Source organism: Saccharopolyspora sp. 6M (genome assembly GCF_020176775.1).
GTDB lineage: Bacteria > Actinomycetota > Actinomycetes > Mycobacteriales > Pseudonocardiaceae > Saccharopolyspora_C > Saccharopolyspora_C gregorii.
Map to the genome: position 1 here is coordinate 6476 of NZ_JAIUJZ010000020.1, position 15710 is coordinate 22185.

1 protein-coding gene (cut by a window edge) is annotated in these 15710 nt (G+C 74.0%); it reads right to left on the minus strand.

Translation table 11 applies throughout. The annotated features are described in order from the left end of the window. On the minus strand, positions 1-15710 hold the 3' portion of the coding sequence (locus tag LCD31_RS03450) for a hypothetical protein (protein WP_224955965.1). The gene runs 43888 nt beyond the window's last position; 15710 of the gene's 59598 nt are visible here — the last part of the coding sequence; the start codon falls outside the window, past its right edge; it ends in the stop codon at positions 1-3.

The following is a 15710-nucleotide window of genomic DNA, read 5'->3' on the forward strand; positions in this document are numbered from 1 at the left end:
CTAGCTCCCGGCACCGCGCTTCTTCGCGATGTTCTGCATCCGGCTCTTGAAGGTGTTCTCCGGCATGAGCAGGAACTGCGCGACCGAGTTGGCGGAGATCTTCTTCTCGCCCTCGTTGACCATGGCGTGCAGCACGTCCTCGAACGCCTCGGTGAACTTCACCTTCTTCGAGTCCAGCTTCTTCGGGTCGCGGCCTTCGTTCGCCGCGGCCCGCTTCTCGGCTTCCCACATGGCGCGGAACTCGGCGGGCATGGCGGCCGCCAGCCGGGCCTCCGCGCCCTCGATGTTCTCGACGCGGTAGGCCAGCTTGCGGGTGGAGCCGCCGATCTTGCCCAGCTGCTTGTCCATCGCGATCGTGGTCATCCGGAGGCGTTCGGAGATGCGCGGCTTGAGTTCCGGGGTCGCGTCGATCAGCTCCTTGATCTTGTGGCGCAGCTCGTCGGGGAACTCCAGGGTGAACTTGCCACCGCGCGGTGGGCGGGCCTCGACCTCGCGCCAGAACGCCTCGCCCGCCGCGGCCTGCAGCTGGGGGGCCACGACGGCGTCGAAGTGCGCCTGCTCGCGCTGCTTGCGGACCGCGCCGGGCTCCTTCACCTCGGGTGCTTCGGCCCCCGGCCGGTTGCCGATCCGCAGGTGCCGGGTGTGCGCGACCAGGTCGGTGATCGGCGCGTCGTCCTCCGCCTCGCTGTTGGAGGCGGTGTCGACCATGCCCTGGATGTCGGAGTCCGGCGGGAACTCCAGCACCGGTTCGCCCTGGGCGTCCCGGGTCTTCTCCGGCACCGTGTAGCGCTGCTGCTCGCCGCCCTCCGCGCCCAGCTCGACGCCCCGCAGGCCGGGCGCGGATCCGGCCGGCGCGGGCCTGGTGTGCTTCGGCGCGGACATGTACATGACGCGGTTCGGATCGCCCAGGTCGTCCCGCAGGTGCTCGCCCAGCTCCGGCCCCTTCGACTCGTCGTACCCGGCGAGGTGGCGCACCCCGGTCTCCAGGGACTCCCGGTAGTAGTGGTTGCCGCGGTCGTTGAACCGCAGGTCCAGCCCGACCTTGTCCCGGAAGTAGCGCAGCAGCGACAGGCACGGGTCGCACGGGCGCTTCGTGCCGCGGAGGTGGGTGGGGCCGCCCTGGGTCTCCGCGGTGATCCCCGCGTTCTGCAACAGCTGGAGCAGCTTCTGCTCGGCGTGCATCTTGCCCGCGCCGTCGCCGTCGTACACCAGGTACGCGTAGCCGGCGTACTCGGCGTCGTCGGAGAGCAGCTTCGCCAGGTATTCGCGGTAGGCCGGATCGTTCGCCTTGTCGTTGGAGATGTCGACCAGGCGGATGTGCGAGGCCTGGCGCAGCGCCTGCAGCGTCTCGTTGTCCCGCTTGAACACCTCATTCCCGGAGCCGTCCACGTCCATCGCCTGCTCGTCCGGGGTGAGACCCTCCCGCACCTTCAGCATGGCCTGCCGGTCGCGGCGCCGGCGCTCGATCTCGCGCATCGCCTTGCCGCCGGGCTGCTGCTCGGAGTCGTCCACCCCGTCGAGGGTCCGGCGGCGCTTGCCGCCGCCGTCGGGGACGCCGGAGGCGCGCTTGCCGGGGCCCTTCTTCGGCGGCACGGCCGGGGGTGCCTCGCCGTCGCTGTCGGCACCGGCGCGGCCGGGTTCGCCGAAGTCCTGCTGCACCAGCCGTTGCAGGGCGTCGCTGTCACCCAGGTCCGAGGCGCGGTCGGTGCCGCTGAGCTCGCTCAGCACGTCGTGCAGCCGGAACACGGACCGGTTGTAGTTGCTGGCGAAGACCAGGTGCCCGTTGTGCAGCATCGTCTGGAGCTCCTGCTCGGCGACCGCCGCCGGGACCTTCTGCCCGTCCGCGACCGGCTCGGCGTCGCCCGTCCGCTCGCGGCGCTCCGCGGCGACGACCGCGTTGTACATCTGGCGGTCGAGGTGCCGCAGGCTCTGCCCGGTGCGGTCCCCCTCGTAGCTGCGGGCGTAGCGGACCACCACGTCGTGGGTGACGCGGCCCCACTGCTTCTTGTTCTGCTTGCAGGTGCACTTCTTGGCCAGCCGGTCGACCTCCGCGATGATCGCCTCCCGGCTCGGCCGCGGGCCGCGGGACGGGCCGGGGCCGCCGTCCTCGCCGAAGGACGTCGAGTGCTCGGCGGCGGGACCGCGGGCGTCGCCCGGGCGGTAGCCGATCATGGTCGCCAGCTCGGCCGCGGTGTAGCGGGTGCCCTCGTGCAGCACCGGGGTCTCGGCGCCGTCCTCGATCCGGCTGCTGACCCAGCCCTGGTTGTCGACGACCGACACGATCGGCTTGTTCCCGGTGACCGTCAGGTCCAGCACGTCGCGGGCTGCGATGACCTCGTTGCGCACCGACATCGAACGCAGCTCCCGCACCGCGGAGGAGAAGGTGCTGCCGCCGTCGCCGCCCGCCTTGCACACGGTCAGCAGGTACGGGCTGTGCGGGTTCGCCCGGCGCATGTCCCGGAACTCGGGCGTCTGCGCGAGGGTGCGGATGTAGTCCGCACCGCTGACCCGGACCTTGTGCTCGACGCCGTTCCGGTGCACCAGCACGCCGACGTGGTGCTCGCTGCCGTGCCCGCCGAGCATGTTCGGGCCCGCGTCCACGACCTTCCGCTGACCGGTCGCCGGGTCGGTGACCTCGATCTTCGTCGGGGTCCACGGGGAGTCGACGAGCCGCTGCAGCGGATCGGAGGTGCCGAGCCTGCGCCGCCCGGACGCGGAGGTCTTGGCGAACTCCTCGCCCGGCCGGGTGCGGGCGACCTGCCGCGTCGAGTCGGCCTGCTCGGCGAGCAGCTTGAACGGGTTCACCCCGTGCCTCGCGGAGCGGTCCGCGCCGGTGAAGTCGACCGCGGTGGTGCGGGCGCCGCCGTCGTCGCCGGTGCGGTAGCCGGCGCGGTGCACCTCGTGCGGGAGGAATTCGAACGGCTCGCCGTTCAGGTCCACGCCGCGGATCGGGGCGTCGGCGTCCGGGATGTGCTCGCTGCGCGGCAGTTCCGACTCGAAGAACGCGATGTTCTCCACGTTGCCCGCCGAGAACCGGCCGTGGGTGCTGCTGGTGCCGTCAGCCCGCGTCGTGGTGAACCCGGCGTTGCCGGCGGCGCCGAGCCGCCCGTCCGGCAGCTGCCCCAGCTTGCCCCCGGTGGAGATGACGGAGCTCTCGAAGCCCTGCCGGGAGAGCCCCGCGACGACCTCGGCCGGGGCCACGTCGTCGGCGAGCAGCGCGAGGTGCGCGCCCCGGTTCAGGAACTCGTTCGCGGCGGGGATCTGCCCGATCACCGCGGCCAGCGCGTCCCCGCGCAGGAACGCGTGCCTGCCGCCGACCAGCGGGACCCGGAAGCCGCGGTCGGTGTTCGCGGCCTCGGCGTAGAACTTCGCGCCCTTCGGCAGCGCGCTCTCGTGGCCGGGCCGCTTCTCGTGCCCGGCGGCCTGCTCGACGGTCTCGCCCGGCATGGTGGCCACGACCCGGTCCGCGTCGCCGTCGAGCCGGAACTCCGGCCGCCCGAACGCGACGCCGAGCCCGGAGTCGCCGGCGGTGCGGTGGTAGCCGATCTGGTCGATCGGCAGCGTCAACGGTCTGCCCTGCTCGTCCTGCGCCCGCACCGACACATTCGGGTTCAGGTACTCGGTGCTCAGCGGCACCGGCCCGGTGCCGCGGTGGTTGTGCCCGCCGCTGGAGATCTTCGAGCGGAACGGCAGCGTCTCCAGCTCTTCGTCGGAGTACCGGGTGTGCGGGTAGGAGTTGTGCACGACCTGGCCGTCGGAGGCGACGTAGGCGGACACCCAGCCCTTGTTGTTATCGACGCCGATGGTGGCGCCTTTTCGGTCACCGTCCTCCAGCTTGATCATGCTGATGGTGTCGGCGCCGGTGAAGAAGCGGTTCGGCATGGTGAACCGCCTCGCCATCTCCATCATCTTCGGCAGTACCTTGGCGCCCTCGGCCCCGGCCTCGCAGACGGTTACCGCGAACTCCACGCCGGGGTTGGCGGCGTAGAGGTCTTGGAACTCCTTCTGCTGCACCAGCATGTAGATGAACGAGCTGCCGGGCAGCCACATCTCCAGCTGCTGGTCGCCCCGCTTGATGTGCATGGTCATCTCTTCGGCGTTGCCGTGCGAGCTCAGCAGCGCCGGGCCGGTCCGGATGCTCTTGGCCTTGCCGGTGGTCACGTCCAGGACGTTCTGGCGCTCCAGCTTCCACGGCAGCGCCGCGAGCCGAGCCGTCGGGTCGTGCTCCGGGGACAGCTTCGGCAGCCGGCGCACGAGCTTATCGGTGATGCCCTCACCGGGGCGGGTGCGCACGACGCGGGTGAAGCCGTCGAGGGCGTCGGCGATCGCCGCGTCTGTCCGGACGTCGTGCTTCTTGCCGACGAACGACAGGCCGTTGACGCGCCACACACCGCCGGCCCGCGTGGTGAACGCCTTCGGCCGCGCCTCGCTCGGCGTGATCCAGTACTCCTTCCAGTTCTTGTCCGTGACCTTGATGGCCTTGTCGTGATCCGGGATGAACTCCGCGTTCGGCAGGTAGCGCTCGAAGAACTCGATGTTGCGGACGTTGCCCTTCGAGTACACGAACTTCGAGCTGCCGCTGCCTGCGCCGTAGCGGCTCCAGCCCTCGTTGCCCGCGACGCCGAACCGACCGTCGGCGAGCTGGGTGACGTCGCCGCGCGGGCGCAGCACCTCGCCGTGGAAGCCCTCCTCCCGCAGCTGGTCCAGCACGCCGCTCACCTTGGCCCGCGGCGAGCTCAGCAGCACCACCGACATCGGGACCGGGTCGCCCGCCGAGTTCTGCTCCCGCTGCAACGTGCGGAACGAGTTGACCCGGGCCACGATCGCGCCCAGCGTCTCAGGGCTGACCGTCACCGCCCGGCCGTCGCGGAGCCGGATCCGGTAGCCGTCGCCGTCGCGCGCGACGTCCACGAAGAACGCGTTGCCGTCCAGCTGGGCGTCCCCGGGCCGCTTGGTGCGCGCCGCCGCGCTGACCACGCTCTCCCCCGGCAGGGTCTGCACGAACTTGTCGGAGGACTCGGTGAGCGCGTATCCGGTGCGGCGGAACGAGATGCCTTCGCTGTAGTCGCCGGTCGACGGCATGATCTCGTAGTCGATCTGGCTCAGCGGGATGCCGAGCTTACGGCCGCGGTCGTCCCGGCCGAAGATCTTCGACCGTGGACTGCTGAAGTCCGAGGCGATCGGGACGGTGGTGCCCGGCGTGGCGTCGTGGTCGTAGCCGCTGGACTCCGGGTAGTACGTGCCGCTGCCGTAGCCCTGCGGGTACTGGTAGTGGCTGCCCGGCCCGTAGCCCTGCGGGTAGGAGTTGTCCGCGAAGCGCATCGAGACGTCGAGGTCGGCGTCGGACGCGCGCCGCTCGCCCGGGAGGTGCTCCTCGGCGTCGAAGAACTCCTCGGAGTCGGAGTCGCGGCCCGCGCGCTCGTCGGTGTCGCGCCCTGCGGACTCGTCGGCGTCGCGATCCGCGGGCCGGTCGGCGTCCAGCCGCGCAGCGTCCTCGGACGCGGGGCGGCGCGGGGCGGGCTCGTCGGAGCCGCGCGGTGCCGGACCGTCCTCGGCGTCGAAGAACTCGTCCGCGTCGGAGGTCGATCCGTCGTCGTCCTTCTTCGGCGGTTCCAGGCCCATCGCGCGCAGGCCGTTCTCGTCGGTGCGCACGTAGACGGTGTCGTGCGCGGTGCGCGGCGTCGTCCACTCCGCGGGCGCCTCGCCGCGGTACTCGGGGGCGAGGGTCCACTTCGTGCGGGCCTCGACCAGGTACACCTCGCCGTCGGAGAGCGTGATGTCCTCGGTCTTCTTCCCGCTGAGGTTCGCGGCGTCGGTGCGCTGCCAGCTCATGGCGGGCCCGCGGCCGAACACCTCGCCCATCTCGGTGAGCGCGGTGCCCGGTTCCCAGGTCGACCCCGGGTTCGGCCGCGGGAACAGGGTGAGTGGTGCCGAGACCATTGCGGTGTTCCACATCGGCCCCGCGGTGCGCTCGTCGCCCGCCGAACCGCGGGTCACCTCGGTCTTGTTGATCTCCAGGCCTTCCAGCGGGGTGTAGCCGGCGCGCGTGACCCGCGCCTGCTGCAGCTCGGCGTGGAAGGTCAGCGCGCTCAGCGGGTGCCGCTGGCCGACGGCGGTCCAGTGCCGCGCGTCGTGGTCGAGGCCCTCGATCCGGTAGCCCGCTTCCCCCAGCGCCGCGGGCAGGTGCGCCGACAGCGCCGACGCGTTCGCCCCGCTGTTGATGGCCTGCCGAGCCGAGGTGGCCTCCGCGGGCACGGCGGGCGGAGTGCTCACGTGCTCACCCACCGGGACGCCGTCCACCACGTCGCGGACCAGCCCGGCGACATGACGCGCGCCGACTCGCGAGTAGTGCGCGTCCGGGAAGCCCGTCACCGGCTGGGATTCGCGCTCGCCCGGCTTGCTCTCGCCCTCCGGGTGGTAGCTGGACACCGCGTCCGGGATCGGGTCGAGCCGCACGGTCGTGGTCTGCACGCCCGGCAGCGCCCAGTCCACCAGGCCGCCGGTGAGCGAGCGGGCCGCGTGGTTGGCGTGCGAGGTCTTGCGCACCTCCAGCTCCAGCTCGATCGGGTGGCTGAACCGGGCGATGTCGCCGTTGGTGAACTGCGAGGTGGTGCGCTCGCTCACCGACTCCTCGGTGCGCTGCACCGTCGTCGCCAGCGAACCCGTGGTCTGCGCGCCGGTGCCGACCGACCGCGCGATCTGCTGGTTCGTGTAGATCGGGCTGCGCAGCGAGAAGTTCGCGTTGTGCGAGCGGCTGGACGAGGAGCTGGAGCCGGTCGTCGTGGTGACCTTCGTCTGGTGGTTGTCCGACCAGCCCTCGTCGGTGCCGTCGAAGCGGCCCTCGCCGATCCGGGCGCGCAGCGCCAGCGTCACCCGGGACGACCCCAGCGGGCCGTCCACCGAGGTGGACCACTCCTTGCCGAGGCCCACCAGGTCCGGCAGCAGCTGCGCCACGCCGCGCGGAGAGACCTCGCCGAGCACCTGCTGGGCCAGCTCCTCCGCCGCGACCCGGTGCCCGGCGCCGTAGACGACGTGCCGCACGCCGTCGGCGATGCCCGAGGTGAGGAAGCGGGTGAAGCGGGCCAGGTCGGTCCGCGGCACCACGTCCGGGTCGACCTTGAGCAGCGCGTCCTTGATCTGGGCGACGAGGCGTTCGGTGACCTCGGGGCGCACGCTCGGGGAGGCGTGGCCGTCGAGGGTGATCGCGGGGGCCGTGCGGGGCTCGGCGGCGGCCTCGGAGTTCTCCTCGGCGTTCTCCTCGGTGCGCGCCTGCTCGCCCTCGGTCCGGGCCGGGTCGCCCTCCGTGCGGGCCTGGTCGTCCTCGGTCCGGGCGGCGGTGCCGTCCTCGGCGGTCGTGCCGTCCGCCGCGTCCTCGCGGGTCGCGTCCCCGTCCTCGCGGGTCGCGTCCCCGTCCCGGCGGGACGCGGCGTTCGCGCGGGCGTCGGCCTTCGCCTGCTCGTGCCCGGCGTCCCAGCCCTCCGGCAGCCCGATCTGGTCGATCTCCGCCGCGGGCACCCACACCTGCACCGCGTTCCGCCGGTGCGCCTCGTAGTGCTGCCACTCGCCGACGCCGCGACCGTCGTACGGGCCGACACCGGTGTGGTCGACGTTCCGGGCCGACAGCAGCGTCGTCGCGTCGTAGGTGACCAGGTACGCCGGTCCGACGTAGGTGGTCGTGGTGGTGTGCTCGTGCTCCTGCTTGAACGACTCGCCCTCGACGTCGTAGCGCGAGTAGCCGTAGCCGGGCTGCGGCAGCAGGTAGAACTTCTTGATCGGCGCCACGCTGATCCGGCCGTTGCCGAACGTGTAGTCGTTGCGGGTGCGGTCCGCGCCGTGCCCGGTGGAGCCGGTGGTGTTGGTGATGAACGTCAACGTCATCTTCGTCGGCGGACCGGACACCGTCGGATTGCTCAGCTCCGAATGCATCGCGACGTCGCCGATCCGGTCGCGGAAGCCGAAGAACTCGCCTTCGGCGTGGCGGTGCACCGGCGTGCGGTAGGTCCCGGTCGTGACCCGGTCCAGGTTCACCGCGATCGCGTCCTCGCCGACGAACGCGTGCACCTGCTGCTCGGCCACCCGCGCGCCGGACGGGCTCTCGCCGAGCAGGTCGCCGTTGATGCGGTCGGCGCGACCGCCGGGCAGGTCCAGCCCGTGCAGCGCGTGGTGGTCCGGCAGCGCGGCGGGCGTCCAGCCCACGGGCCGCTGCGGGCGGTCGTGCTCGACCCGGCGGAACCCGCCGCCGCCCTCGGTGCTCGTGCGGGGCTCGGTGCCGGCCCCCGGCTCGGTGGTGCCGCCGGGCTCGGTGATCGCGCCGGACTCGCGGTCGGGGCCGGGATCGGTGAGCCGGGTGCGGCCGCTGCGATAGGTGGTGGCTTCGCCGCCGCGGACGGTGAAGGTCTCCGACACGCCCTTGCCGTGCAGGGACACCAGGTAGTCGACCTCGCGCGGGTGCGAGCTGAACTTCTCGCCCGCCCAGCCGAAGCCGCGCCCCTGCCCGCTGGAGGAGGTCAGGGTGCGCTGCTCGCCGCCGAAGGAGCGGTTGTAGCCGCCGGTGAACTCGACGGTCCGGTTGATCCGCGAGGAGCCGATCCCCGCGCGCACCCCGGAGCTGCCGCCCGCGGTCGTGGCGCCGCGCACCGTCTCCGAGTGGTCGATGCGGCCCTTCTCCTGGAGCTCGCCGCGCAGCGTGGCGTCGCCCCAGCCGGAACCGTCGGCGGCCCGGTCGGTGTCGGGGGTGTAGCGGCGGGCCGCGCTGCTGCCGTCCGCGTCCTCGCTCGCGCGCCCGGCGGGGGCGTCCACGTCGGTGACGGTGATCGTCGGGATCTCCGGGGCACCGTCCCGCTCGGCCGGGTCCGCGGTCGTCCCGTCCCGGTCCGCGGGCCCGTCGAGCTCGGAGCCGGTCTCCGCGACCTCGGCGGCGGGGTCGACGGCGCGGACCACGACGCGGACGAAGTCCTCCGGGATCCCGGTGCGCGCGCCGTCGCCGCGACCGAGCAGGAAGGACATCCCGTCGCCGTTGAGCTGCGGTGAGTGCGCCAGCAGCCCGCGCGGCGACAGGAAGTACGACAGCGCCACCTCGTTGCCGGACACGCGCACGTTCCGGCTCGTGCCCGCGAAGTCGCGCACCACGTCCGCCGGGAGCCGGTCCCGGACGGACTCGCGCAGCCGGTCGGCGTGCGGGAAGTGCGTCTCGGCTGCTCCGAGCACCTTGTGCGGGGAGAACGCCGCCGCGTTCGCGTCGTCGGGGTGCCCGGCGTCCTCCTCGGCGTCCTTCGCGGTCGCCGGGTCGTCGGCGAGCGTCCACGTCGTCGCGCCCTCCGGCACGTGGTGGGTGGCCGCCAGCACCTGTCCGTCGTCGAACCGGACGGTGATGTCGTAGTCGAGGTCGCTGGCGACGCCGTGCAGCCTGCCGCTGCCGAACCAGGTGGTCGCCGCGGTGTTCTCCACGGTCCGCACCGACGAGCGGTCCAGCCCGCTGGAGCGGAACGCGCGCCCGTCGAAGCGCAGGTCCAGCCGGTCCCCGTGCACGTAGCTCGGCTGGTGCGTGCTCGGGTTGTCGAACAGGCTCCAGCTGAAGCCGAGGCCGAGACCGGCGTTCACGTTGAACGGCTGGGTGGAGGCGGTGGTCTGCGTGGCCTCGTGCTTGTAGCCGCGGCCCTGCTCGGTGAGCATCGTCCCGGTGGGCTCCGCGGGCGCCTCCTCCGGCGCGGTGCGGAAGGAGTCCGCGGAACCGGTGCTGTGCTGGGACGCGGTCTCCGGGGCCGGCTGCAGCGGGGCGGCGAACCCGCGCCCGGCGCCTTGGCGCATCCGGATCTCCACCTGCGCGGTGCGGCGGCGACCGGCGCTGTTGTGCGTCTCCAGCGCCTTCGTCAGCGTCGTGCCGTCCAGCACGTCGTTGCCCAGGTGCGAGAGGTTCTTGCCGCCGCTGAGCTCCAGCAGGTCGTTGCGCACCGGCGAGTTGATCGTGCCCGGCGCGTCCCGCCAGTCCGGGTGCCCGCCCACCAGCTCGCCGAGCACGTCGAACAGCGCCGGGTCGCCGCGCACGAAGGTGGCGCGCGGGCCGCCGTTCGCCTTCGCCTCCGCCGGGTCCAGCTCGGTGAAGATCTCCGGCATGCTCAGCTTCGCGCCGCCGGGCCGGCTGCCGGTCAGCTCCGAGATCTCGTCCGGGTACCGCACCACGACGTCGTGGAAGAGGTCGTGGGTGCTGCCGGACCAGGTGTTCGGCGGGGTGTAGCTGGTGCTGTGCTCCAGCTCGGTGGTGTCGGCGTGCTGCCAGGAGGACGTCGGGGTCGCGCCGCGGAAGCCGACCGTCGGGTCGAGGGAGCGGACCGGGTGCTCGGTGCCCAGCGGCACGGACAGGAAGTGGGTGAACCCGCCGTCGCGGGGCGGCGCCGAGGCCCCGCTGCCGGAGGTCTTCCCGTAGGCGCCGCCCGCGACGACGTCGGTGCCGTGCGCGAAGTCCTGCTTGCCCTCGGTCGGCACGCCCGTCGCGTCCGGCGCGGTGTCGTCGCCCGCCCGGAGCCGCACGTGGACCTCGACGGCGTCCGCGCCGTGCCCGGAGCGCAGCCGCACGCCCTCGTGGGTGAGCGTCTTGAAGTCGTCCTTCAGCGCGATGTCGGAGAGCCCGTCGAGCAGCCGCTCGACGCGGTCCGCGGGCACGCCCGAGCCCACCAGCTCGGCCCGCACGTCGCGGCGCACCGCGGTGCCGTCGATCGAGTCGGCGATGACCGCGTTGTGCCGCAGCAGGTCCGCCACCAGCTGGGTGCGCTCGGTGCGCGGGCCCTGCACCGGGGCGGTGCCGTCCACGTCGATCACGGCGTCGCCGGTGCGACCGGCGCCGGTCGCCGCGTCGCGCGCGGGCGCGGCCGGGCGCTCGGTCCCGCCGAGGTCGCGCGGCAGCTCGCCGATCGGCGCCGGGTCGGATTCCGCGGCGGCGCGCAGGTGCGCCCGCGCGGGCGGGGTGAGCGGGGCCGCGTCGGCCGGGTCGGTGCGCGGCGTGCTCCGCGCGGTCTCCCCCGTGAGCTCCGCGGTCGGGCGCGCGGATTCTTCGGCGGAGGCCCGGATCGGGCCCCGCTCGGCGCTGGTGGTCGTCGCGGGGGCCGGCTCGGCCGGGGTGTTCTCCGGCTCGGTCCGCGCGTTCACCGGCTCCGTCCGAGCGTTCTCCGCGTCGGGACGAGCGTTCTCGGACTCGACGCGGGTGGTCTCCGCCTCGGGACGCGCCGTTCCCGGCTCGACGCGGGCGTTCTCCGGCTCCGGCCGGGGCGGGTCCGCGTCGGTGCCGGTGGCCGCGTCGGCCGGTTCGGTGCGGGACTCCTGCGCGGGATCGGTGCGCGTCGAACCGGTGTCGTCCCGGTCGGAGCGCGCGGCCTCCGGCTCCGGACCGGCGGGCCGGTCCGGCTCGGACCCGGTCTCGTCCCGCTCCGCCGCGGGCGGGCCGTCGGCGTCGTCGGAGTCCTCCGGGTCCCGGGCCGGCGGTTCGCCGTCGGTGCCCTCGTCGGGCCCGTCGTCGTCGCGCGGCGTGCCGCCGTCGTCGGTGGACGTGCCGTCGTCCTCGTCGGGCAGCAGGCGCGGGGACACCGAGATCGAACGGCGGTCGGCCAGCTCGGCGAACTCGTCCACCCGCATGGTCGTCGAGCTGTCGTACTTCGGGTCGTGGACCACGAAGACCGGGGCACCGTCCTGGTCGGCGGCGCGGAGGAACAGCGCGTGCCCCGGGGTGTAGACCACGACGCCCGCGCGCTCGGCGACGCGCTGCCAGAGGGCGTGCCCGCCCTCCGGCGTCGCGAACACCTCGGGCAGCGGCACGAGCCGGTCCGGCCGCACCGACTGCGCGCCGTTCCCGCCGAACGGCGACGCGTCCGGTTCGAGGCCGAACCGGGTGCGCAGCGCCTCGGTGTAGACCAGCCCGTCGACGCCCTGCATCCGGCGGAACGGCCGGTCGAAACCGCGCGGGAGGGCGAGCAGCGTGCTCAGCGCCCAGCGTCCCGGGAGGATCTGGTCGGTGAGCACCGGCGGCTTCTCCCGCAGCGAAGCCCCGGAGAGCTTCTGCATCGTCCGCGACCAGCGCTCGGTCAGCGCCGTCCACTCCGCGCGGCCACCGCCCTCGCGCACCAGCTTGAGGCCGTCGGCGCGCAGTTCGTCGAAGACCGCCTGGGACTGCTCGACCCGGCTGCGCACCATGTCCTCGTAGGTGCGGCCGAACGCGTTCTCCCAGCTCTCGCGCCGCGCCTTCGGCACTCGGCCGAGGTTGTGCAGCACGACGTCCGCGGCACCCCTACCGACCTGGAGCAACCCGGCCAGCGTCGGCACCGAGGCCCGCACCTCGGAGTTGATCGCCGCGCTCATGCAGGTGTTCAGGAACAGCTGCCGCTCGTTGCCGGTGGCGCCGAACCAGGAGTTCAGCAGCGCCTCCGGGTTCGCCAGCAGCACGCTGAACAACGGCTCGGCCAGCGTCGCCTGCCGCGCGGGCGAGTTCAGCGCGAGCAGGCCGAGCCGGGCCAGCCGGGCGGGCATCGGCTCGTCGGCGCGGTAGCCGATCTCGGTGAGCTCCTGGCCCGCGGTGCGCAGCGGGTCGAGGCGGAAGCGCAGCGCCTGCTCGGCGTCGACGAGCAGCTGGTCCAGCCGGGACGGGGTGATCGCGCGCAGCGGGAACCGCTCGGTCCCGCCGCGGGGGAGCTCGGCGGTGCGCACCGGCACGGTCGTGGCGGCCAGCACCGCGTCCGCGACCAGCGAGCGCAGCTCCTGGCGGCGGGCCTCGTCGGGCAGCGCGTCGATCCGGGCGCCGAGCCTGCCCAGCAGGTCCGGGGTGCCGGGGTTGAGCGCGTGCCGCTCCAGCGCGGCGGGATCGCCGAACGAGGTCAGTTCGGCGGTCCGATCCCGCAGCTGCTGCTCGGGCAGCGCGAGCTCCGGCGGCACCGCCCGCTGGTAGCCGTCGCGGACGTCCTCCTCCGCGGTGCGGGCGGGTTCGGCGTCCGGTTCGGTGCGCGCGACGTCCCCGTCGAGGCGGGTGAACGGCGAGACCTCGCGGGACTGCGGGTCGCCGAGGTCCCGGGCCCGCCCGCGGTTCTCGTCGAAGAGGTTCTCGGCGGCGGCCTCCAGGTCGGCGCGCACCTGCGCGTCGGTCCACGCCCGCGGCGACTCGGCGGACGGCCCCCAGGCCGACACGGGGTCGGAGCTGAAGGTCCGCCCGGACCGCGCCGCGTCGTCCTCCGGGCCGAGGTAGCGCTCGGCGAGCGCGGCCATGTCGGCGGCGAAGTCGGCGCCCGCCTGCGGGATGTCCGGCAGGTCGGCGTGCACCTCGGCGGGCGGTTCGCCGGGGGCGAACCGGATCAGCGGCTCGTGGCCCGGGTCGTGGCCCCGGTTGATCGTGTCGAAGATCGTCGCTTCGTAAGTGGCGCGGCGCGGGTTCCAGTAGCGGTGCGCCCCGTGCTGCACACCCATGTTGCGGGCGACCAGCTCGCGCACCATCTCGTGGTAGCGGCCCTCCGGCAGCACCCGCCCGTCCTCGGCGGAGCGGATGTTGAACACGTCGTGGTCGCCGGCCACCGGCACGCTCCGGCCGCTGGACGCGCCGCCCTCGTCCAGGCCGGAGTTGGTGCGCACCACGCCGTCCTCGACCCAGTACTGCTTGGCGAGGTCCTTCATGGTGGAGAACAGCTCGCGGTACTCGGTGAGGCGCTGCCGCGCGCGCTCCCGCAGGCCCGGGGCCTCCGCCTCGGTCAGGTCCTCGGGCAGCTTCGGTTCGAAGAAGCCGACGGCGCCCAGGCCGTGCTCGGGGGCGCCGAGCCGGACGTCCTGGCGGTTGATCGTCTTCGCCTTGATCTCCAGCGGCTTCGGGTAGGCGCCCTCCTTGAGCAGCCGCACCGAATCCGGGTTCGTCGGGCGCACGTCGACGACCAGCCCGTGCTCCTCGACGAACTCCTGGAACAGGCGCTGGTTCTCGGTGGTGATGCCGTAGGCCCGCTCGATCGCCGCGTCGGTGAGGTCGGGCGTCGGGTGCGACGGGCGGGACCAGTCCTGGCTGATGCTGCGCGGCACCGTGGACCGCGAGCGCGCCGACGGTGCCAGCCGCTCGCGGTCGCGGCCCCGCGGCTCGTCATCGGGGCGGGAACCGTCGCGGGAGCTCTCGTCACCGCGGGAGAGCGCGTCGCCGTCGTCCCGCGAGCTCTCGCCGTTCCGCGAGCTTTCGGTGTCCTCGACCTCCACGCGCGGCACGCCGACCGGCTCGGCATCGCCGTCCACCAGGCGGGCCGCCGGGTCCGGTTCGAGCCAGATCTCGACCCGGGTCGGGCCGTCACCGTTCACGAAGTGCGGGGTGTCGCCCATCCCCAGCGCGCCCCGGCGCAGCCGCTCCGCGCCCGGCCGCCCGTACTGCGCCAGCCGCAGCGAACGGTCCACTTCGGACATCATCGCGGAGAAGTCCTGCGCGGAGCGGAGGCCGAGCTCACCGGTCACGCGGTAGCGAGCGACCACCGGGGTACCCGCGTCGTGCGCCCGCACGACCTCCCTGGCCAGCGAGTACAGCTTCGCGCGCTGCGCGGGCGGCAGCTGCTCGCCGGCGCGGGGCAGCTCCAGCCGCTGGTCCGGGGCGGTGCCGCTGAGGCCGGGGTCGTGGCGGGCGGCGGCCAGCTCGGCGTCGTAGTGCTGCTTCGCCTGCCACCACGCGGCTTCCGCGGCCTGCTCGGCCTCGGTGGCGGTGCGGAAGGCGAACTCCTCCTCGGCGCGGGCGCCCAAGTCGCCGTCCCGCACGTCCGGGCCGAACGGGTCGGCGGCACGGCGGGCGGCGCGGGCCTCGGCCCACTCGCGGTCGCGGGCGGCGAAGTCCTCCGCGGCGCGCACCAGCGACTCGGGCAGCCGGTCGGTGCGGTCCGCGCGGCGCAGCACGTAGCCGTCGCCCGGGGCGAACTCGGCGTCGACGACGGCGGTCCGCTTGGTGGTGAGCGCGGAGGTCGGTTCGGCGACGAAGCGGAACTCGGCACCGTGCGCCCAGGTGCTGGTGAGCGCGCTCCGGTCCGGGCGCGCGCCGGGCGCGGGCAGCTCGGCGCCACCGGTCGACCCGGCGCCCTGCTGCTCGTGCTCCGCACCGGCGGCCCCCAGCGGCTCCATCGCCAGCGCCCAGTCGCCGGTGGCGCCGAACGGGGTGCGGCCGTCGGCGTAGGTCGCCGAGTGCGGGGCCTGCGGCACGCCGGCCGCCACGATCGGCACCGCCGCGACCACGTTGCCGTTGCCGGTGGCCACCTCGGTGTGCGTGGAGCCGGTGGAGGTCGTGCTGCCGCCCAGCTGGATGCGGCCGCTGGCGCCGACCAGCTCGCCATCGCCCGGCACCTTCGGGTGCACGGTGAGCCGCACGCCCAGCTCCGGCGGCAGGTCCAGCGGCACGCCCTCCGCGGAATCCCGGTGGGCGTCCAGCAGAGCGGCGAGCCTGCTCGGGGTGAGCTCGGCGCGCAGCAGCGTCCGGACGTGCGGGTCCACGTCGGCGCGGGCGCCCGCCAGCGCCTGCTCGGCGGCGTCGACCAGGCCCGCGGTGTCGCCGTCGAAGTCGATCACGCGGTACTGCGCGGGGTCGGTGGGCAGCGCCTCCGGGTTCCCGGCGTCGCGCCACTCGGACAGCGCCTCCGGGGTGGCGTCGGCGGCGGTGCGCGCGGTGACCTCCGGCTTGCGGGGACCGCCCGCGGGGGCGACCCGGGCGTCCTCGACGGCGCTGTGCGTGG